The organism is Streptomyces sp. CRCS-T-1, assembly GCF_024442335.1.
Taxonomy (GTDB): Bacteria; Actinomycetota; Actinomycetes; order Streptomycetales; family Streptomycetaceae; genus Streptomyces; species Streptomyces koelreuteriae.
Window position 1 is genome coordinate 7,539,395 of record NZ_CP101651.1, and the last position, 17,607, is coordinate 7,557,001.

Genomic DNA, 17,607 nt, shown 5'->3' on the forward strand with positions numbered 1-17,607 from the left:
TCGTACCTCCGGCCTGTGGGCATGCACCGCGTCCGCCTCCATCCGGCGCCCGAGGCCGCTCCTGCTGGCGGCTCGCCCGGATCGTCATGGTCTGATCCGGGCGAGCCTCGGGCCGGTGGGTCAGTCCGTGTCGCGCGGGTCGAACGACTCGGTGTCGACGGTCAGCGGCTTCGGGAAGGCGGTGGCCACCGACTCCCAGCCGGTGAACTTGAAGTCGGTGCCCTCCCGGTCCCCGTCGGCGGGTGTGGCCTCGCCGTCATGGGTCACGAGCAGGCCCTGGGGGAAGGTCTGCCCCAGCGGCACGTTGACCACGGTGGCCCCGTCGGATTGCTGCACCCCGTCGGTGGCGGCGCCGTCGGTGACGGCGAAGGAGCCGAGGTAGGCGTTGCGGCCCTGGCGCTCGTACACGGCGAAGGTGTTGTCGCCCTGGCTGGAGGCGAGCAGATATCCCGTGCCGTCGTCGGCGTGGTAGATCGTGGCGCCCTCGGCGTCGGCGCTCAGGTGTTCACCGCCGAAGCCCGGGTCGTTCGCGGTGTCGAGGACGCACTCCTCCGTCTCCGTGTGATAGGTCCACGGCGTGCCGTACTCCCGCACCCGGTCGATCAGCTTCGGCCGCTCGAACTCCTCGTCGTCGAGGCCGATCCGCCACAGCCCGACGTCCTCCTGGGCCGCGTACAGCACGTGTTCCTCCTGGTCGACGACCATGCCCTCGACCTGGGCGTGGTCTCCGGGGTCGGCGCACGGCGTCCATTTCCCGCCGTCGGGCAGGGTGAAGGACCGCGGAAGGTCGAGCGTGTCCTCGGTCTTGTAGCCGACGCGCCCGTCGTGGTCCTCCAGTTGCAGCAGCCGTACCCGGGTCTCCGAACGGCGGGACACCACCGCGTACGCGTGGTCGTCGTCGCTGAAGGCGGCCAGTCCGTAGGCGGTGCGCTGGTCGTCGACCTCGGCCTCGCTCGTGGCGAAGACCGGCGCGATGTCCGCCGCCGTCACGTCCTTCAACGGCGGCGTTCCCGCGGCGACGGCGGCCGGGTCGATGGCGTAGGCCCGCACCCGGTCCCGGCCGCGGTCGCTGACCAGGGCCAGATCGGTCTTCTTGCCGTCCAGTGAGAAGCCGTAGACCACGTCGACGTTGTTGAAGCGGCCCGGGGCGGCGTCCTCGCCGGGCGCCGCGGGCGCGGTGATGTGCTGCAGGCGCCGGCCGTCGAGTCCGTAGACGTCGAGGCCGGCCTCCTTGAGGGTGCTGATCACGAGGCTGCGGTCGGGATCGCCGGGGTCGACCCAGACGGCCGGGTCGTCGGCGTCGGCGTTGCCGCCCGCCTCGTCGTCGTACACGGCGGGTGTCTCCACGCGAGCGGAGACGGGGACCGGCTGCGGGGCGGCGGACACGCCCGTGACCATCAACAGGGCGGCGGTGAGAGTGCTCAGAGCAGAGGCGCTCACGATACTCCTCGGTTGGAAGAGGGTCTGGTGAGAACGTATGGGTGCGGTGTGTGGGTGAGCCGACCGAGCCGTGAACAACGGATGGCTCATGCGACCGGCGTCTGACCCAGGCGTCGAAGACGGGGCGCCTCAGCAGTGGAAGACGGCGTTGCCCCAGTCGGCGTGGTCGAAGCGGATGCCGTCACCGGCGTCGGTCACCACGAGCCGGACGCTGTGGGCGCCGTCGATCGCGGCGGAGATCGTCCGGGCGGGGTCCGTCGCCGACACCGTTCCTGTCGAGGCCACCTTCCTGCCGTCGGCCCAGATCTCGAAGGTGACGCTGCCCGCCTGGCCGGTCTCGTCGTCCAAGCCGACCTGCGCGCTGAATGCGGAGCACCGGCCGCCCGTGTAGTAGGTGACCGCGCTCGCTGCGTGGACGCCGATGCCCTTGGCGTAGGTGACGCCGCCGATGGTCAGCGTACGGCCGTCGCCGGGTGGTTGGTTCCCGTTGCTCTTGTCCTTCTCCACCGGCCCGAATCCGTTCTGCGCGCTGACCCAGTCCAGGTCGCTCGCATGGCTGTTGCCGGTCGGTGGTGCCTTGGCCACGTGGATTTCCAGGGACGAGTCCTGGACACCCTTGACGCGCCTGGGCGAGTGGTAGGCGGCGCGCACGTTCACCGTGTACACGCCGGGCTTCGCGTCGACGGGCGGGGTGAGCTGCCAGCCCGTGGTCAGCGACCGGCCCGGTTGCACCCGCTTTCCGTACGGCTTCGAGGTGGGCGTGACGCGCCAGCCCTCCGGGGCATCGACGTCGACCGACACCGAACGGGCCTGGCCGCGGCCGAGGTTGGTGAAGACACTGTTCAGCCTGGCCGGGGCGTTCGGCTCGGCGATCGTGGTGCCGTCGAGGACGAGGTCGGCCGCGGGCGGGTAGGACTTCCAGTTCCGGTCGGCGGAGACGCGGTAGAGCACGGTGCCGTGCGCGGGGACGGTGGCCGAGACGGTTCCGCCGGACTGGTAGGTGCGGTGCTTCCACAGGTCGCGCAGCGTGTACCCCTGGGCCTGGCCGAGCCCGATCTCGGCCGCGGAGGTGGAGATGCGCTGAGGCCGGTCGCTCTCGTTGAACAGGGCGACGGTGCGGCTGCCGTCCTGCATCTCCTTGGAGATGACCCAGCGACCGTCCTCGGAGGAGACCACCGATCCCTGGACGCCCAGCGGGTCCTGGTCGACGGCGATCACCTCGCGGTTGCCGAGGATCTCATAGGTCGCGGGAGTGGCCTTGCGTAGATCGGTGCCGATGAGCAGCGGCGCGGCCATGATCGACCAGAGGGAGAAATGGGTGCGGTACTCCGTGTCCGTCATCCCGCCGTTGCCGACCTCCAGCATGTCGGGGTCGTTCCACCGGCCGGGACCCGCGTACTGCGCCAGTGGCAGGGTCTGCTTGGCGTTGCGGAGCATGGCATCCCAGTTGTCCAGGATGTCGTAGGTCGTGCGCCAGAGGTGGCCGCCGACGCCGTTGGCCCACTCCCAGGGTTTGTTCTCTCCCCATTCGCAGACGCTGTAGACGATCGGGTGGCCGGTGGCCTCGGATGCCTCCTTCAGGGCGTTGCCCATGTCCTGGTAGCGCTTCTTGGCGTCGATGCCGTTGTTGTTGCAGTTGTCGTACTTGAGGTAGTCGATGCCCCACTCGGCGAACTGCATGGCGTCGGACTTCTCGTGGCCCAGGGCGCCGGGGAAGCCGCGTGGGCGGTCGCAGGTCTTGGTGCCCGCGCTGGTGTAGATGCCGATCTTCAGGCCCTTGGAGTGGACGTATTCGGCGAGGGCCTTCATGCCGTTCGGGAAGCGCTCGGGTACCGGGACGAGCTTGCCGTTCCGATCGCGCCGGGGCTGTGCCCAGCAGTCGTCGAGGTTGATGTACTCGTAGCCGGCGTCCTTCAGTCCCTTGGAGACGAAGAGGTCGGCCGTGTTCTTGATCAGCTGCTCGTTGAACTCCGGGCCGCAGCGGGTGGCGTTCCAGTTGTTGAAACCCATCGGCGGGGTCTGCGCGAGTCCGTCCTGCCCGGGCGAGACGCCCTGGGCGTGCGATGCGGGGGAGGCCTCGGAAGCGGAAGCGGAAGCGGATGCGGATGGGGCGGCGGGGAGGGACAGGCTCATGGCCGTGAAGGCCAGAACGCATAACCCTCCTGGTGATCTCAGCCGGCTCTTGCGAAGAGGTGAGCAGTGCACAGTGCGTCTCCTCTGACCTTCGCGCGCGCGGTCCGACCTGACCGCGCTGCTGATGTGCGTTCAAGTTAGGGCATGTTTGATGCTGTTGGAATAGGTGGGGGTGAAGTGTTCATGCGGCACTGGAATGCCGTTGAAAGTGGGAATATGTGATCGCAATTGTTTGAGTGTGGGTGTCGCCAGGGCCGTCGGAGTTCCACCGTCAGCGGCCGACCGGCCGGGGTGCGCCGATGGACAGCAGGGCGGGTATGTCCGCCACGCTGGACAGCAGGTGCGTGTGGCGGACCTTGCCGAGCGCCGTGGCGTCCAGGCCGCCCGTGAGTACCCCGACAACCATGCCGGCGCCGGCGTTCGTGCCCGCGTCGAGGTCGCGGACCGTGTCACCGGCGGTGAGTACCTTGCTGACGTCCCTGACGCCGGTCCTCTCCATCGCGCGGAAGATCATGTACGGGTAGGGGCGGCCGGCCGGGACGTCGTCCACGCAGACGACGGCGTCGAGCACCGTCTCGTCCCAGCCGATCGTGCCGAGCAGTGCGTCGGTCACCGCGCGGTCGAACCCGGTGGTGAGTGCCACCTTGACTCCCGCCGCCCGCAGCGCGGCGATCGCCTCCGCGACGCCTGGCAGGGGCGTCGGCGGGCGTTCGGCGTACGCGGCCTCCAGCCGGCGGCGGAAGTCGGCGTACGCGGTGTCGACCACGGCGGTCTCCGGCGCCGTACCGAAGGCGTCGGTCAGCATTTCGGTGATGGCCTCGCGTTTGTCCGCGCCCATCCAGAGCTGTATGTCGGCGAGACCGGGATTCGCCCCCGCGGCGCGCACGGCCTCCTCGAGGGCGATGTACACGCAGCCGTGCTCCTCGACGGTGGTGCCGGCTATATCCAGAACGGCCAGTTCGAACACTAGAGTTGTCCTCAGGGGAGTGCGGTGGCCCCGAGTGCTCAAGGGCCCGGTGTTCAAGGTCAGTTGGGGCTGCGGAGCAGCGCAGGGTGAGACTGCTGGGAGTTCTCGATGGTGAAGGACACGACGTCCGGGCGGTAGCGATCGTCGGAGTACTCGAGGGCCTCGCCCGTCAGGGAACGGGTGCGCCGGCGCTCCCGCAGCAGAGGGGTTCCTTGAGGGGTGGTCAGCAGTGAGGCGTCGGTGCTGTCCGCGGCGACCGCGTCGATCACATGACGGGCCATGCTGAGGTCCACGCCCTGGCCGCTGAGGTAGGCGTAGATCGACCCCGAGTCGCAGTCGAAGTCGAAGAGCAGGTGGCCGACCGGCCAGACGAATGTGGTTCTCTCGATCATCGCGGGCACGCCGTCAAGAAGCCGCAGCCGGAGGAGTTGGACGACGGGTTCGCCCTCCTCGAGTTCGAGGGCGTCGGCCGCCTCCGGCGACGCCGGGCGGCGGGCGACCTCGAGGGTGCGCTGGCCCGGCGTGCGGCCCAGCTCCTCGGCCCATCGCGAGAACGACCAGAAGGTCTCGAAAGGCTGCGGCGCCACCTGGCTGCGCACCACTGGCGGCTTGCCCCGGCCGCCGCCGATGAGACCCTCCGCGCGCAGGGTGGCGAGCGCTTGCCGGACCGGACCGCGGGAGGCGTTCCATTGCTCGCACAACTGTGATTCGGAAGGCACCGGTGCCCCGAGTGGCAGTTCCTGAGAAGCGATCCGGCGGCGCAGGTCAGATGCGATGCGCCCGTGCAGAGGTCCGTCCATGACACTTGACCATACAGGTAGTGGAGGGGTCCGGAAAGGCTGTCTGTGTCAAGGAAGTCTCGCTGAACTGCGAATATGACCTCGCGGTGAACTGTGGATGACCGCACACCCTTGAGTCTTGACGGCTGATTCGGCGTCCGCGAGTTTACTTGTCATGACAAGTGTGCAGCAGTGGAACCAGCCTCTCGGCTCCGCCGACCTCGTGGTCGTCGGCGCGGGCATCGTGGGGCTCGCCCATGCCGTGGACGCGGTGCGCCGCGGCATGTCCGTGGCCGTCGTCGAGCGTGACGAGCGAGCCACCGGCGCATCGGTGCGCAACTTCGGGCACGGTTGTTTCACGGCGCAGGACGGCGACGCACTGCGGTACGCGCTCGAGGCACGGAGCCGCTGGTTGCGACTGGCCGACGAGGCCGGACTGAGGATGCGCGAAAGCGGCACCGTGGTGGTTGCCCGGGCCGAGGACGAGTACGCCGTGCTCGAGGAGTTCCGAGCCGCCCGGGGCGGCGACCAGGTGGTGCTGCTCGACGCGGCGGGGGTGGCCCGGCGGATGCCCGTCGGCCACGGGGTTCTCGGGGGCGCCTGGCTCCCGATGGACATCCGCGTCGACCCGCGTCAGGCGGCCCACGCGATCGCCGACTGGCTCGCCCTCCAGGGCGTCCGCTTCCACTGGGCGACCACGGCGCACACCATCGAACCGGACCTGGTGGGCACCAGCAGGGGCCGGATCCGGGCCGGACGCACCGTGGTGGCCGTCGGCCACGACGTCGACCGGCACTTCCCGGAGCTCGCCGAGCAGGCCGGAGTGCGGCGCTGCGCCCTGCACATGCTCCGTGTCGCCGACCCGCACGGCCGGGCCATCGACCCCGCGGTGCTCAGCGGTTTCTCGCTTCTGCGGTACGACGGCTTCGGGGTCTGCCCGACCCGGGCGAAGGTCCAGGACCGGCTGGGAGCGGACCACCCCGAGCTGATCGACATCGGGCTCAACCTGATGTTCACCCAGCGGCCCGACGGCGACCTGACCATCGGCGACACACATACCTACGCGACCACGCTCGATCCCTTCAACGCGGAGGCCCTCGACCAGCACGTCCTCAAGGAGACCGCGCGTCTCCTGGGGGTCGAGCGGCTCACCGTCCGGGAACGCTGGCGCGGCGTCTACGCGGCCGCCGACCGGCCGTTCCTGATCGCCTCGCCCATGCCCGGCGTCCGGGTGGTCTCCGTGACCGCCGGCATCGGCATGACCACCGCGCTCGGGCTGGCCCCGGAGGTCCTCGACGACCTGCTGCGCTGACCGGCGCGCGGCTGCCCGCCTCGCAGCCTCCTCCGCCCCACTCCCACCGCGACCCCCTACATCCGTTCCGCCCCTGTTGAACCCGCGCCGGACTTCCACCCGGAGGCCGGCGCCTCCCCCGGAAGAGAGAACGACCATGCGCACAACGCGCTCCCTGACGGCCCTCGCGGCCGTCTCGGCCCTGGCCCTGCTCGGCGCCGGCTGCAGCACCGACCCGTCCGGCGGCAAGGGCTCCGGCAAGGCCGCCGCTTCCTGCCCGGGCGGCAAGATCCGCTTCGGCATCGAGCCCTACGAGGACCCGGCCAAGCTCACGCCTGCCTACGAGGTGCTGGCCAAGGCCCTGGAGAGCAAGCTGGACTGCCCGGTGGAACTGAAGGTCGTGGAGGACTACTCCGCCGAGGTGCTCGCCATGCGCAACGGCCAGCTCGAGATCGCCCAGTTCGGCCCCCTCGGCTACGTCTTCGCCAGCGAGAAGGCCAATGCGCGGGCCCTCGTCTCCTTCGCGGACGCCAAGGGCGCGCTGAGCACGTACACCGGGGGGATCTGGGTCCCCGCCGACTCGCCCGTCAAGTCTCTCAAGGACCTCAAGGGCAAGTCGCTCGCACTCTCCAGCCCCGGCTCGACCTCGGGTGACGCCTTGCCCCGGTACGCGCTGAAGACCACGAACGTCGACAAGGTGAAGATCAACTACGCGGGCGGTCACCCCGAGGCGCTGCTCGCCCTCACCAAGGGCAAGGTCGACGCAGCGGAGATCAACAGCCAACAGCTGGAGACAGCGAAGGCCGAGGGCAGCTTCGACCCTTCCGAGTACCGCCGGATCTGGACCTCTTCCCCCATCCCGAACGACCCGATCACTGTCTCGGACAGACTCGACCCCAAGTTCCAGGACGCGGTGAAGAAGGCTCTGCTCGACCTCGAGCCCGACGCTGTCGCCGAGGTCGGCGCCTTCCTCGACATCAACCCGCCCGGCCCGCTGGTAGCCGTCACCAAGGAGACCTACAAGCCGCTGTTCGCGCTCGCATCCGGCCTCGACCTGACCGAGAAGGACGTCTGATCGCCATGCCGACCGACGACGCGCCGTACTCGCCAGCAGCCGTCCGGGGGGTTCAGGGGGCGGTCAAGCCTGTCCCCGGCTCGCCTGGGGGTTCCGCCATGGAGCGGCCCACGGCATCGGGCACGCCGCTGGTGGTCCGCGGGCTGAGCAAGTCCTTCTCCGGAACGGCCGTGCTGGATTCGGTCGATCTGAACCTGCGGGCAGGGGAGTTCGTCAGCCTGCTCGGTGCCAACGGTTCGGGAAAGTCCACCGCGCTGCGCTGCATCATCGGGCTGGAGACCCCGGACGGCGGCTCCATCGCCATCCACGGCCGTGAGATCGGCGGACTGCATGGCGCCGAAAGGGCACGGCTGCGGTGGCGCACGGCCATGGTCTTCCAGGACATCCATTTGGTCCGCCGCCGTTCCGCGCTGGACAACGTCTGTGCCGGGGCGCTGGGCCGTCTCAAGCTGCGATGTTCCCTGACTCCGCTGCTGTTTCCGGCCGCGCTCCGGGAGGAGGCGATGGAGTGCCTGCACCGGGTCGGCCTGGCCGACCGCGCGGCCGAGCCGGTCGGACGGTTGTCCGGCGGGCAGCAGCAGCGAGTCGCCATCGCGCGGGCGTTGTGTCAGCGCGCTGACATCGTCCTCGCGGATGAGCCCGTATCGGCCCTCGATCCGGCTGCGGCCGAACAGGTGGTCGCCCTGCTGGCGGACCTGGCCCGAGAGAAGGGCCTGGCCGTCGCCGCCGTACTCCACCAGCCCGGACTGGCCCGCCGCCACGCCGACCGCATCGTCGGTCTGCTGGGCGGACGAGTGACGCTCGACGCGCCCGCCGACCAGGTGAGCGAGGCCGACCTGGACGCCCTCTACGCCCCTGACCGCCGTATCTCCCGGCAGGAGTCCACATGAGCACGGATGTCCTCACGCCCGCCGAGCGGCCGGCCCCGCCGCGACGGCGATGGCCGTCCCCGGTGATGCTCACGATCACTGCCGTCCTGGTCGTCGCCCATGTCCTGGCGTGGCGGGGCACTGACTTCTCGCCGACGGCACTGGCGCAGGGATGGCGCGGAATGGCCGACTTCATCGGCCAGGCCCTGCCACCGGATCTGTCGTGGTCCGAGGTGCTGAAGCCGAGTATCGACGCCGCACTGGTCACGCTGTACATCGGGCTGCTCGGCACCACGCTGTCGGTGCCGTTCGCCCTGGCCCTGGCTCTCGCGGCGGCTCGCACGACCGCGCCGAACCGCTGGGTGTACCAGGCCGCGCGGTCGGTGCTGTCCTTCCTGCGCGCGGTGCCCGACGTCGTCTTCGCCCTGGTGTTCGTGACCGCGGTGGGCCTGGGGCCGTTCGCCGGTGTGCTGGCGCTCGTGTTCCACAACACCGGTGTGATGGGCAAGCTGTGGGCCGAGGCGATGGAGGAGATCGACCAGGGGCCCCGTGACGCCCTGCGCGCCAATGGAGCCTCAAGTCTGCAGGTTGCCGCGCACGCCGTGCTGCCGGCGGTTGTGCCCCAGTTCGTGGGCCTGCTGCTCTACAGATTCGACGTCAACGTCCGCTCGTCCCTGGTCCTCGGCCTGGTCGGCGCCGGCGGCATCGGATTCCTCGTCAACAAGTCCATCAAGCTGTTCCGGTTCGACGAGATGGCCACCCATCTGCTGGTGGTGATGGTGCTTGTCGTGGCCGTCGATCAGCTGTCGGCCTTCGTACGCCGCCGCATCGGTGGCACCGGTGCGTAGCACCCCGCCTCCGGGCCCCGGCAGCCCGGATTCGGCGCGCGGTTCGGTCCGGTATCCCTGGACTTCGAGACACGCTCAGGGCCGCGGATCGACCGATGAGTCCAAGACTCATGCCCTGCCGGGGCGATCGAACCTCGGGTCCGGCCTGACTTCCTCCTCGTTCGGCTCCCACTCAGGTCGGAAGTCGGGGTGTGCGGCGTACGCTGCGACAAGGTGGCGGAGCGGGAACGCAGTCGCAGAGAGCGTGATCATGGCGGGGCCGTGAACCATGAAGTCGTCGTGCTCTGCGTCCCGCTGCATCCGCTCCACGAAGCGCAGGACCCCCCTCTTGGCGGCGACGTCGGCGAGAACCCGGGCCTTCAGCCCTCCGGTGTCCTCAACCGCGCCGGGCCTCACGGCCTCTGCTGCAGCATCGTCCTCGTCAGCAGCCGGAGCGGGTCGTCCGAGTCGTTCGCAGTAGTCACCAGCCCCTGCTGCCAGAGGCCTCACGGGGCGTGGCAGGAGCAGGAGTGGGAGCCGGATGGCCTGATGGCGGTCTGGACAACCGGCTTGTCGGGGGTGATTCCGGTCAGGCGAGGTTCTTGGTGAAGAACTCGTCGAGCCTGTCGAAGGGGATGAGGTTCTTGCGGTCGTACAGGTCGACGTGGTCCGCGTCCGGGACGATCACGAGGTCGACGGTGTCGGGGGCCTTGGCCTGGACGTCCTCGGAGTAGTAGCGGGAGTGCGCGTCGGCGCCGGCCACCAGGAGGGCCTTGCGGGGCGCCAGCATGTCGATGTTCGTCATCAGTGGGAAGGCGAAGAACGACATCGGTGTGGTCCCGGTCCACGCGGTGGTGGAGTTGATCGAGCGCGGGTGGTAGCCGCGCTCGGTGCGGTAGTAGTCGAAGAAGATCTTCGTGATCGGGTCGGCGTCCGCCGGGAGGGTCTTGGGCAGGACGCGGTTCGAGGGGGCGACGTTGCCGTTCTCGTCGAAGGGCACCTCGTGGGAGAGCCGCGCGTAAGTGCCCTTCTCGGCGTCGATCCAGCGCTGCCGGCTGAGGTGGTCCACGACCTTCTGGCGCTGCTCACGCGTGTAGTAGTCCTCGTGGCCGCGGGACATGCTGCGCGACATGTCGTACATCGAGGCCGTGGCGACCGCCTTGATACGGCTGTCCGCAGCCGCCGCGGTGAGCGCCATACCGCTCAAGCCGCAGATGGCCTGCGCACCGATCCGCTCGCGGTCGACGATCCTCTGCAGGCCGAGGAAGTCGACGGCGGCGCTGAAGTCCTCGGTATGGATGTCGGGTGAGGCCACGTCACGCACCGTGCCGCCGCTCTCCCCGGTGAAAGAGGGGTCGAAGGCGAGGGCGACGTAGCCGCGGCGGGCGAACTCGTTGGCGTAGAGCCCCGAGGACTGTTCCTTGACCGCGCCGAACGGGCCGCTGACCGCCAGGGCGGGCAGTGTGCCCCTGGCGTTCTTCGGTACGTAGAGGTCTGCCGCGACCTCGATGCCGTAGCGATTGTTGAACCGCACCGAGGTCCGCTTGACGTTCCTGTCCAGCGCGAAGGTGTAGCCGCCCTTGGCTGCGGCCTTGCCCTGTCCTGTGGCGCCTGCGGCGCGGCCGGATTCCGCACCGAAGGAGGGCAGAGCCGTGAAGGAGGCGGCAGTTGCGGCGCCGGTGGCGGCGAACAGTCCGAGCGCTTTGCGACGTTCCATCGAGGGGACCTCATATTCGATCGGTGGGGGAAGAGGCGCGACGGTCGGTGGTGTCGTGACCGAGGCGCGACTCCAGCGAACCGCTTCTGCGCCGGGCGAGGCAGGTCGGGTTTATGGGGGGTACAAGCTCGACCCCCCACCCCACCGACCCGTTCGTCTCCGGGAAACCGCCCAGGCTGCCTGCTAGGCCGAGTCCTGGCCCGTCGCGTGTCCCGGCATGGCCGAAGGCCCGTCGCCGCGGGCGAGGGCGCTGGGCCACCAGGCGCGGGGGCCGATGTCGATCACGAGCGCGGGCACCAGCAACGAGCGGACCACGAGCGTGTCGAGGAGTACCCCGAAGGCCACGATGAAGGCGATCTGCACCAGGAACGCCAGGGGGATGACCATCAGTGCCGCGAACGTGGCGGCGAGCACCACACCCGCTGAAGTGATCACCCCGCCCGTCGTGGTCAGCCCCCGCAACACCCCCGCACGCGAGCCTCGTTCGAGGGCCTCCTCCCGTACCCGGGACATCAGGAAGATGTTGTAGTCGACGCCGAGAGCCACCAGGAAGACGAATCCGTACAGCGGGACGGACGCGTCCGTGCCGCTGAACCCGAGGAGATGCTCGAAGACGAGCGCCGAGACTCCCAGTGTCGCCAGGAAGTTGAGCGCGACGGTCGCCACCAGCAGCACCGGTACCAGAAACGAGCGCAGAAGCAGGACCAGGATCAGCAGGATGATGCCGAGCACGACGGGAACGATCACCGTGCGGTCCCGGGCCGAGGTCTGCTGGGTGTCGTACTGCTGCGCCGTGTAGCCGCCCACCAGCGCGTCGGCCGCGGGGACAGCGTGCACGTTCTCGCGCAACCGCTCGACGGTCTCCTTGGCCGCGTCACTGTCCGCCGCCGCGTCCAGCGTGGCATCGATGCGGACACGTCCGTCGACGACCCGCGGCTCACCGGCCCCGGGCCGTCCCGAGGCGGAGACCGTGCCCGCCGATGCCACGCCCTCGGTGTTCCGGACGGCGGCCGTCACCGCATCGGCGCGGTCGGCGTCGGCGATGATGACAGCCGGGTTGCCGGAGCCCCCGGGGAAGTGCTCGCTGATCGTCTCCTGGGCGGCGACGGAGGGAGCGTCGTTCACGAAGATCTCGTCCAGCGGCACGCCCTTGGCGGACAGCGTGGGTGAGAAGGCCGCGAAGACGGCGAGGCCGAGCACGGTCACGACCCAGGTCCGGTGCGGTCGCGCGTCCACCCGGGCGGCAACCTTGCGCCAGATGGCGTGGCCTTCCGTGGACGTGGACGCGCACGCGGACGTGGACGCGGCCGGGGCTTTCGGGCGCGAGGGCCAATAGGCGGTACGGCCCAGCAGGGCCAGAGCGGCCGGCAGGAAGGTGAGCGTGGAGAGCACGGCGCACACGATGCCGATGGCGCCCACCGGTCCGAGGGCGCGATTGTTGGTGAGATCACTGGCGAGCAGGGCCAGCAGCCCGAGGGCCACGGTGGCCGCGCTGGCGGTGATCGCACCGAACGAGCGGCGCACCGCGGCCCAGGCTGCCACGGCCCGGTCTCCGCTCACGGCGAGTTCCTCGCGGAAGCGCGCGGCCAGCAGCAGGGCGTAGTCGGTGGCGGCGCCGATCACCAGGATGGACAGGATGCCCTGCACCTGGCCGTCGACCCGGACCACGTCCCGCTCCGCCAGCGCGTAGACCACCGCACAGGCCAGTCCCAGGGCGAAGACGGAGCCGAGGATGATCAGGAACGGCAGCAGGACGCTGCGGTAGACGAGCAGCAGGATCACCAGCACGGCGGCCAGCGCCACGCCCAGCAGCAGTCCGTCGATGCCCGCGAACGCGTCCGACAGGTCGGCCTGGCTCGCCGCCGGGCCGGCGACCTGCGCCTCGGTGCCCGGCACCTTCCGTGCCGCGGCGCGCACCTCGTCGAGGACCTTGGGCAGTTCCTCGCCCAGCTCGGGCTTGAGTTGGACGACGGCCTGCAGCGCCTGGCCGTCGTCGGAGAGCAGGGCGGGGGAGGGGCGGCCGACGACCCCGGCTCTCCCTGCCAGTGCGCCGACGGAGTCGGTGGCAGCTGCCCGCTGCGCCTCGCTGACCCGCTTCCCGTCCGCCGTCCAGACCACGATGGCGGGCAGGGTCTCGGACTGGTCGAACTTCTCACGGGCCGTGAGGACCTTGGTGGACTCGGCGCTCCGTGGCAGGAACGCGGCCTGGTCGTTGGTGGCCACCTCGCCCAGCTTGCCCGCGTACGGTCCGAGCGTTCCGCCCACCCCCAGCCAGACCAGCAGCAGCACCAGGGGTACGAGCCACCGGGCCCAGCGCGGTGCGCGGTTCCCGCGGTCATGCCCAGCAGCGGAAGTAAGTCGACGAGTGAGTATCTCAATCATTGAGTGATCATATACTGGAGCCATGAGTGGCTCAGGCACCCCTTCGACACCTCTTCCGGGAGACGACCCGACGGGGTTGCAGTCCTTCGCCGTCCTGTTGCGCAGGATGAACGGCGAGTTCAATCGCATCGCCCACGAGTTCGCACAGGCACACGGCCTTCATCTCACCGACATCCAGGCCCTGATCGCGATCCTGGACGCCGACCCGGACGGTGTGGGCGAGCCCATGACGCCCACGAACCTGCGCAGGCAGCTCAACCTCACGTCCGGCGCGGTCACCGCGTGCCTCGACCGGCTGGAGAAGGCGGGTCACATTCGCCGGGTCAGGGCCGCCGACGACCGGCGTGTGGTCCACCTGCACTTCGCGGAGGCGGCCAGGGGCCTGGCCAGGGAGTACTTTCGGCCGCTCGCGCGCAGCACCGATACCGCGCGGGCCCGCTTCACGCCGGAGGAACTCGCGGTGATCGCACGATTCCTCACGGAGATGAACCAGGAACTCGTCCTGCTGCGTCGCGACCGGGGCTGAACTTCCTCGTCGCGAGGGTGCGCGATCTCGGCGGGTGTCACGCCGTTTGTCTCGGCGGCCCGCTGGTGACCCCTATCGGGCGGGGTCGGCCCAACTGTCACTGAAGAGAAGGCCGCAGACCTCGGCCTCGTCCCGTGGTCGCTCGCGCTGGGGCCGTGTTCGGGCTGTCCGCGTGGAGGCGGGCGGCGTCACGTCAGGGTCTGGTCGAGTTCTTCCATGACGAGTGCGCGGTGGGGCAAGGGGGACGGGCCGACCCGGTCGCGGCGCATGCCGTCCAGGATGAGGGTGAGGTAGCGCTTCCACAGCTCCGGGGCGACGCCGCGGCTGTGCTGGGTTACGGCACCGAGCATGATCTGGATGAGCGGGAAGTCGGTCGGTTCGATGTCGTCGCGGAGTCGGCCGTCCTGCCGGGCGCGCGCGATGACGGCGTCGACGGCGGGATGGAGACGGTCCGGGATGGCGGCCACGCGGGGCCTGCCCTGCGTGACTCCCAGCAGGAACTCTCTCAGGCCGCGGCTCTCGGCGAAGACCCGCGCGGTGGCCGTGAAGAACTGTACGAGGCCGTCCCAGGAGTCTTCGTGCGCGAGAGCCTCTTCCGCGAGCGCGACCACGCGCTCCACCTCGTCTTCGAAGACGGCTTCGATGAGTTCTTCTCGGCCGGCGAAGCGACGGTAGGCGGTGCCGACACCGACGCCCGCGTGGTGGGCGATGTCGTCGACCGTGACGTCCAGACCTCGTTCGGCGAAGACCTCGCGAGCGGCGGCGATGATGCGCTGCCGGTTGCGTTCCGCGTCCGCCCGCAGGGGGCGCGCCGGAGTTTTCCCGGAGGGCGGGGTGGAGGCGGCTCGGCTGCTCATGCATCCACTGTAGACGAAACCGGAGATGACATCTCCATTTTCGGTGCTACAGTGAAACAGGTAAGCGGAGATAACTTCTCCACTTGCTGTGTGTGCCCGTGCGTGATGCCGAGAGGGAAGAAGGAAGGATCGCCATGAGCAAGCCGCGCGCCCTGATCGTGGGCATGGGTATCGGAGGCCTGGCCACGGCCGTGCGCCTGTATGACATCGGCTGGGAGACCCTGCTCGTCGAGCGCGCGCCCGAGCGCCGTCCCGCCGGATACTTCGTCGGACTGTTCAAGACCGGGCGGCTCGCCGCGCAGCGGATGGGCGTGCTCGACGCGATCGGCAACCGGGCCGTCGAGGGCGGCGCCACCTACGACATCGACCGGGTGGGCCGCCGTCGGCCGGGTCTCGGATACGGCGACCTGCCGGGCGAGCCCCGTCTGCTGCTCCGGGGCGACATCGAGGGTGCCCTCTACGACTCCGCCGTGTCCCTCACCGACATCCGCTACGGCACCACCCCGGTGGCCCTTGAGGAACACCCCGACGGGGTGGACGTCACGCTGCGCACCACCGCGGCGGACGAGACCGTCACCGAAACCACGGAGCGCTTCGACCTCGTGGTGGGCTCCGACGGTCTGCGCTCCACCGTGCGTCAACTGGCCTTCGGCCCTCACTCGGACTACCTGCGGCCGTTCAACCACATCATCGGCGCCACCGTCCTCAAGGAAGCGGTCCCCGGCTTCAGCCTTACCGACGGCATGATCCTGGCCGAACCGGGCCGCTCCGCCTGGGTGTTCCCCTTCACCGACCACCAGCCGGGGCTGCTGTTCAACTACCGCACCGAGGACGAGGACGCGGAGTTCAGCCGGCCGCCGATCGAGTCGCTGCGCCGCGCCTTCGGTCCCGAACCGACCGGGCCCGTGCTGGAGAACCTCCTGCGGCAGTTCGAGCAGGCCGATGACTGTCTCTTCGACTCCGTCCATCAGGTGGCGATGCCCCGTTGGCACACCGACCGAGTCGTCCTCCTCGGCGACGCCGCCTGGTGCCTGACGCTGTACTCCGGGATGGGTGCCTCCAGCGCCATCACCGGTGCGGACCTGCTCGGCACCCTGCTGCAGCGCAACCCGGGCAACCCCGCGCGGGCTCTGCGTGAGTGGGACCAGAAGCTGCGGCCGTTCATCGACAGCATGCAGGAGCACGGCCGTAAGGAGCTGGTGCAGTTCGTCCCTCAGACCCGCAAGGACAAGCTCACCCGCACCCTCACCTCATCGCTGATGGGCAACGCGGTCGGCAAGCGCGTGATGAGGAGGCTGCTCGCGCCTGCGTTCAAGGCCAAGTCCCTCGACCCTGCCGCGGCCTGACCTGCCGACGGCGACGGGGACGGTAGCTCCATCCCGTCACGTACTGGGACCTCCGCCACGGCCAGGTCGATAGTTTGACGGCATGAGTGACGGCATCGCGTGGATGGGCGCACACCATCACACCCCTTCATCGACCGTGCCCGGCATGCTCGGCGGCATCTCACTGACTCTGGCCCGAGGCATGGAGAGAGACGAGTTCCTCATCAACCTGGGCGCCGACCTCGACGAACTGGCCGCGCGCACCCCGTGCAGGGAGTTGCGCGTACCGGTCGAGCGGCCGGGCCGGCCCTCCCCTCACCTCAACCGCGCCATGTACGGCATGAGCGGTGAGTGGACGTACGTGCTCGAGGACTGGGGCATGGCGACCTGGGCGACCGGCTACCGAGGCAAGGTCAGGTCGATGCTTCCCTGTGAGGGCGAGGAGATCCTCTGCCTGACCGCCAACCGTTTCAGCCCTCCGGCCCTGATCATCCATGCGCCCGGTGCCCGCGCACACCGGGCTGACTTCGGCACCGACACCGAACAGGGCTCGGCCCTCGATGCCGCCCTCAGCGCCGCGGGCGCGGTCTTCCCGTCGATGCCCGAGGCCAGCGAGGCCGACGTCGTCGCGCACTTCGAGGAGCATGCCGAGCGCCTGCCCGAGCTGGTGTTCACCGCCGTGGGCGCCTACACGGGCGTGATCATCGACCAGGACGCAGTGAAGGCCGGTGACCTTCCCGGGGTGCTCTGCCGTTGAGACCAGGTACGGCGGCCAACGAAGCCTGTGCCTCTACGACTTCCACCGCCGAGAGCTGTGGCGGGCCGCTGTCGATTGACCATGGAGTCAGCCCAGGCCGGTCGCCCATGCCGTCAGAGTGGTGAAGTCGTCGATGACGAGACCGCGTCGGGGGTCGACCCGGTGCAGTAGGGCGGGACCCTCGTGGTGCTCCTTCACCCAGACGCGATCCGCTTCGGTGATCTCGTCGTCGATCCAGGCGAATGCCCGCCCTTTCGCCCACGCGACGATCTCCGGCGTCTTCCAGAACACACCGCCGCCGGGCTCGGCGCGCGGCGCGGACCAGGCGAGGAAGGGCAGCTCGGGCAGTCCCAGGACCGGTGCGACGAACGTGTTGACTTCTTCCTCCCACGTCGTCGCCCACACCAGGTCAAAGGGAAGCGCGTCCAGCGCCGGGCCGTGATGCGGGTTGAGCCACACGCGCAGCGGTTTCACCGGCTTGTTCGGTAACCCCCACGCAGTCAGCCGACGCCGCTCAGCAGCCTCCCAGCGAGGTGTCAGCAGCCGGTGCGTCTCGTATCCCGCAGGTCGTCGGTGAGGCTTCGCGGCATACGGATTCAGAGGCCCGTCCACATCCACCAACAGCACTGGACGCATTAGCTCCCCCCCCCTTGACGCTGCCG

The 17,607-nt window shown here is 69.6% G+C and carries 16 protein-coding genes; 7 read left to right on the top strand and 9 right to left on the bottom strand.

What is annotated here, in order from left to right; translation table 11 throughout:
* Nucleotides 1–120: 120 nt before the first annotated feature.
* The 4 genes from NNW99_RS34195 to NNW99_RS34210 all read right to left on the bottom strand — a co-directional run bounded on the left by NNW99_RS34195 (nt 121) and on the right by NNW99_RS34210 (nt 5,340).
* A complete protein-coding gene (locus NNW99_RS34195; protein WP_251058002.1) occupies nt 121–1,440 on the bottom strand; it encodes a phytase in 1,320 nt (439 codons plus the stop codon).
* A gap of 129 nt (nt 1,441–1,569) precedes the next feature.
* Nucleotides 1,570–3,573: an NPCBM/NEW2 domain-containing protein gene (locus NNW99_RS34200; protein ID WP_215123027.1), complete on the bottom strand. Its 2,004-nt coding sequence runs from the start codon at nt 3,571–3,573 to the stop codon at nt 1,570–1,572.
* Nucleotides 3,574–3,844: 271 nt separating this feature from the next.
* On the bottom strand, nt 3,845–4,540 hold the full coding sequence (locus NNW99_RS34205; RefSeq protein ID WP_215123028.1) for a phosphonatase-like hydrolase: 696 nt from the start codon (nt 4,538–4,540) through the stop codon (nt 3,845–3,847).
* A 59-nt stretch (nt 4,541–4,599) separates the two neighbouring features.
* A complete protein-coding gene (locus NNW99_RS34210; RefSeq protein ID WP_215123029.1) occupies nt 4,600–5,340 on the bottom strand; it encodes a GntR family transcriptional regulator in 741 nt (246 codons plus the stop codon).
* 154 nt (nt 5,341–5,494) lie between these two features.
* On the opposite strand from NNW99_RS34210, the gene NNW99_RS34215 reads away from it, so the two are divergent.
* The 4 genes from NNW99_RS34215 to phnE all read left to right on the top strand — a co-directional run bounded on the left by NNW99_RS34215 (nt 5,495) and on the right by phnE (nt 9,402).
* Nucleotides 5,495–6,631 carry a TIGR03364 family FAD-dependent oxidoreductase gene (locus NNW99_RS34215; RefSeq protein WP_215123030.1) on the top strand — a complete coding sequence of 379 codons (1,137 nt, stop codon included), beginning with the start codon at nt 5,495–5,497 and terminating at the stop codon, nt 6,629–6,631.
* Nucleotides 6,632–6,767: 136 nt separating this feature from the next.
* Nucleotides 6,768–7,685, top strand: a complete 918-nt coding sequence (locus tag NNW99_RS34220) for a phosphate/phosphite/phosphonate ABC transporter substrate-binding protein (protein ID WP_215123031.1) — start codon at nt 6,768–6,770, stop codon at nt 7,683–7,685.
* Between the two features lie 98 nt (nt 7,686–7,783).
* The gene (locus NNW99_RS34225) at nt 7,784–8,575 is read left to right on the top strand and encodes a phosphonate ABC transporter ATP-binding protein (RefSeq protein ID WP_215123032.1); all 792 of its coding nucleotides are present in this window, start codon (nt 7,784–7,786) and stop codon (nt 8,573–8,575) included.
* Entirely contained in the window at nt 8,572–9,402 is an 831-nt protein-coding gene (gene phnE, locus NNW99_RS34230) for a phosphonate ABC transporter, permease protein PhnE (protein ID WP_215123033.1), read from the top strand. The genes NNW99_RS34225 and phnE overlap by 4 nt, the downstream gene beginning before the upstream one ends.
* 108 nt (nt 9,403–9,510) lie before the next feature.
* Here phnE and NNW99_RS34235 read toward each other — a convergent pair whose 3' ends face one another.
* From NNW99_RS34235 to NNW99_RS34245, 3 genes are all read right to left on the bottom strand, one after another.
* Nucleotides 9,511–9,891 carry a DUF6221 family protein gene (locus NNW99_RS34235; protein WP_255961318.1) on the bottom strand — a complete coding sequence of 127 codons (381 nt, stop codon included), beginning with the start codon at nt 9,889–9,891 and terminating at the stop codon, nt 9,511–9,513.
* Between the two features lie 79 nt (nt 9,892–9,970).
* Nucleotides 9,971–11,098 (bottom strand): alpha/beta hydrolase, encoded by a 1,128-nt coding sequence (locus NNW99_RS34240; RefSeq protein WP_215123035.1) that lies wholly within the window; start codon nt 11,096–11,098, stop codon nt 9,971–9,973.
* Nucleotides 11,099–11,281: 183 nt separating this feature from the next.
* Nucleotides 11,282–13,480 (bottom strand): MMPL family transporter, encoded by a 2,199-nt coding sequence (locus tag NNW99_RS34245; protein WP_215123036.1) that lies wholly within the window; start codon nt 13,478–13,480, stop codon nt 11,282–11,284.
* Nucleotides 13,481–13,502: 22 nt separating this feature from the next.
* Here NNW99_RS34245 and NNW99_RS34250 point away from each other — a divergent pair, with 22 nt between their 5' ends.
* Nucleotides 13,503–14,006 (top strand): MarR family winged helix-turn-helix transcriptional regulator, encoded by a 504-nt coding sequence (locus NNW99_RS34250; protein WP_215123037.1) that lies wholly within the window; start codon nt 13,503–13,505, stop codon nt 14,004–14,006.
* 188 nt (nt 14,007–14,194) lie between these two features.
* On the opposite strand, the gene NNW99_RS34255 is transcribed toward NNW99_RS34250, so the two are convergent.
* Entirely contained in the window at nt 14,195–14,863 is a 669-nt protein-coding gene (locus NNW99_RS34255) for a TetR/AcrR family transcriptional regulator (protein ID WP_215123038.1), read from the bottom strand.
* Between the two features lie 134 nt (nt 14,864–14,997).
* Here NNW99_RS34255 and NNW99_RS34260 point away from each other — a divergent pair, with 134 nt between their 5' ends.
* Together NNW99_RS34260 and NNW99_RS34265 are read left to right on the top strand one after the other, a co-directional pair.
* Nucleotides 14,998–16,209, top strand: a complete 1,212-nt coding sequence (locus NNW99_RS34260) for an FAD-dependent monooxygenase (protein WP_215123039.1) — start codon at nt 14,998–15,000, stop codon at nt 16,207–16,209.
* An 82-nt stretch (nt 16,210–16,291) separates the two neighbouring features.
* On the top strand, nt 16,292–16,945 hold the full coding sequence (locus NNW99_RS34265; protein WP_215123040.1) for a hypothetical protein: 654 nt from the start codon (nt 16,292–16,294) through the stop codon (nt 16,943–16,945).
* 87 nt (nt 16,946–17,032) lie between these two features.
* On the opposite strand, the gene NNW99_RS34270 is transcribed toward NNW99_RS34265, so the two are convergent.
* On the bottom strand, nt 17,033–17,581 hold the full coding sequence (locus NNW99_RS34270) for a hypothetical protein (protein WP_215123041.1): 549 nt from the start codon (nt 17,579–17,581) through the stop codon (nt 17,033–17,035).
* Between the last annotated feature and the right edge of the window lie 26 nt (nt 17,582–17,607).

Bases quoted from the DNA above. Each gene is read 5' to 3' on its own strand.
- NNW99_RS34245 (WP_215123036.1), bottom strand. From the start codon at position 13,480: ATGATTGAGATACTCACTCGTCGACTTACTTCCGCTGCTGGGCATGAC.
- NNW99_RS34240 (WP_215123035.1), bottom strand. From the start codon at position 11,098: ATGGAACGTCGCAAAGCGCTCGGACTGTTCGCCGCCACCGGCGCCGCA.
- NNW99_RS34215 (WP_215123030.1), top strand. From the start codon at position 5,495: ATGACAAGTGTGCAGCAGTGGAACCAGCCTCTCGGCTCCGCCGACCTC.
- NNW99_RS34250 (WP_215123037.1), top strand. From the start codon at position 13,503: ATGAGTGGCTCAGGCACCCCTTCGACACCTCTTCCGGGAGACGACCCG.
- NNW99_RS34200 (WP_215123027.1), bottom strand. From the start codon at position 3,573: ATGAGCCTGTCCCTCCCCGCCGCCCCATCCGCATCCGCTTCCGCTTCC.
- NNW99_RS34270 (WP_215123041.1), bottom strand. From the start codon at position 17,581: ATGCGTCCAGTGCTGTTGGTGGATGTGGACGGGCCTCTGAATCCGTAT.
- NNW99_RS34265 (WP_215123040.1), top strand. From the start codon at position 16,292: ATGAGTGACGGCATCGCGTGGATGGGCGCACACCATCACACCCCTTCA.
- NNW99_RS34220 (WP_215123031.1), top strand. From the start codon at position 6,768: ATGCGCACAACGCGCTCCCTGACGGCCCTCGCGGCCGTCTCGGCCCTG.
- NNW99_RS34255 (WP_215123038.1), bottom strand. From the start codon at position 14,863: ATGAGCAGCCGAGCCGCCTCCACCCCGCCCTCCGGGAAAACTCCGGCG.
- NNW99_RS34260 (WP_215123039.1), top strand. From the start codon at position 14,998: ATGAGCAAGCCGCGCGCCCTGATCGTGGGCATGGGTATCGGAGGCCTG.
- phnE (WP_215123033.1), top strand. From the start codon at position 8,572: ATGAGCACGGATGTCCTCACGCCCGCCGAGCGGCCGGCCCCGCCGCGA.
- NNW99_RS34210 (WP_215123029.1), bottom strand. From the start codon at position 5,340: ATGGACGGACCTCTGCACGGGCGCATCGCATCTGACCTGCGCCGCCGG.
- NNW99_RS34225 (WP_215123032.1), top strand. From the start codon at position 7,784: ATGGAGCGGCCCACGGCATCGGGCACGCCGCTGGTGGTCCGCGGGCTG.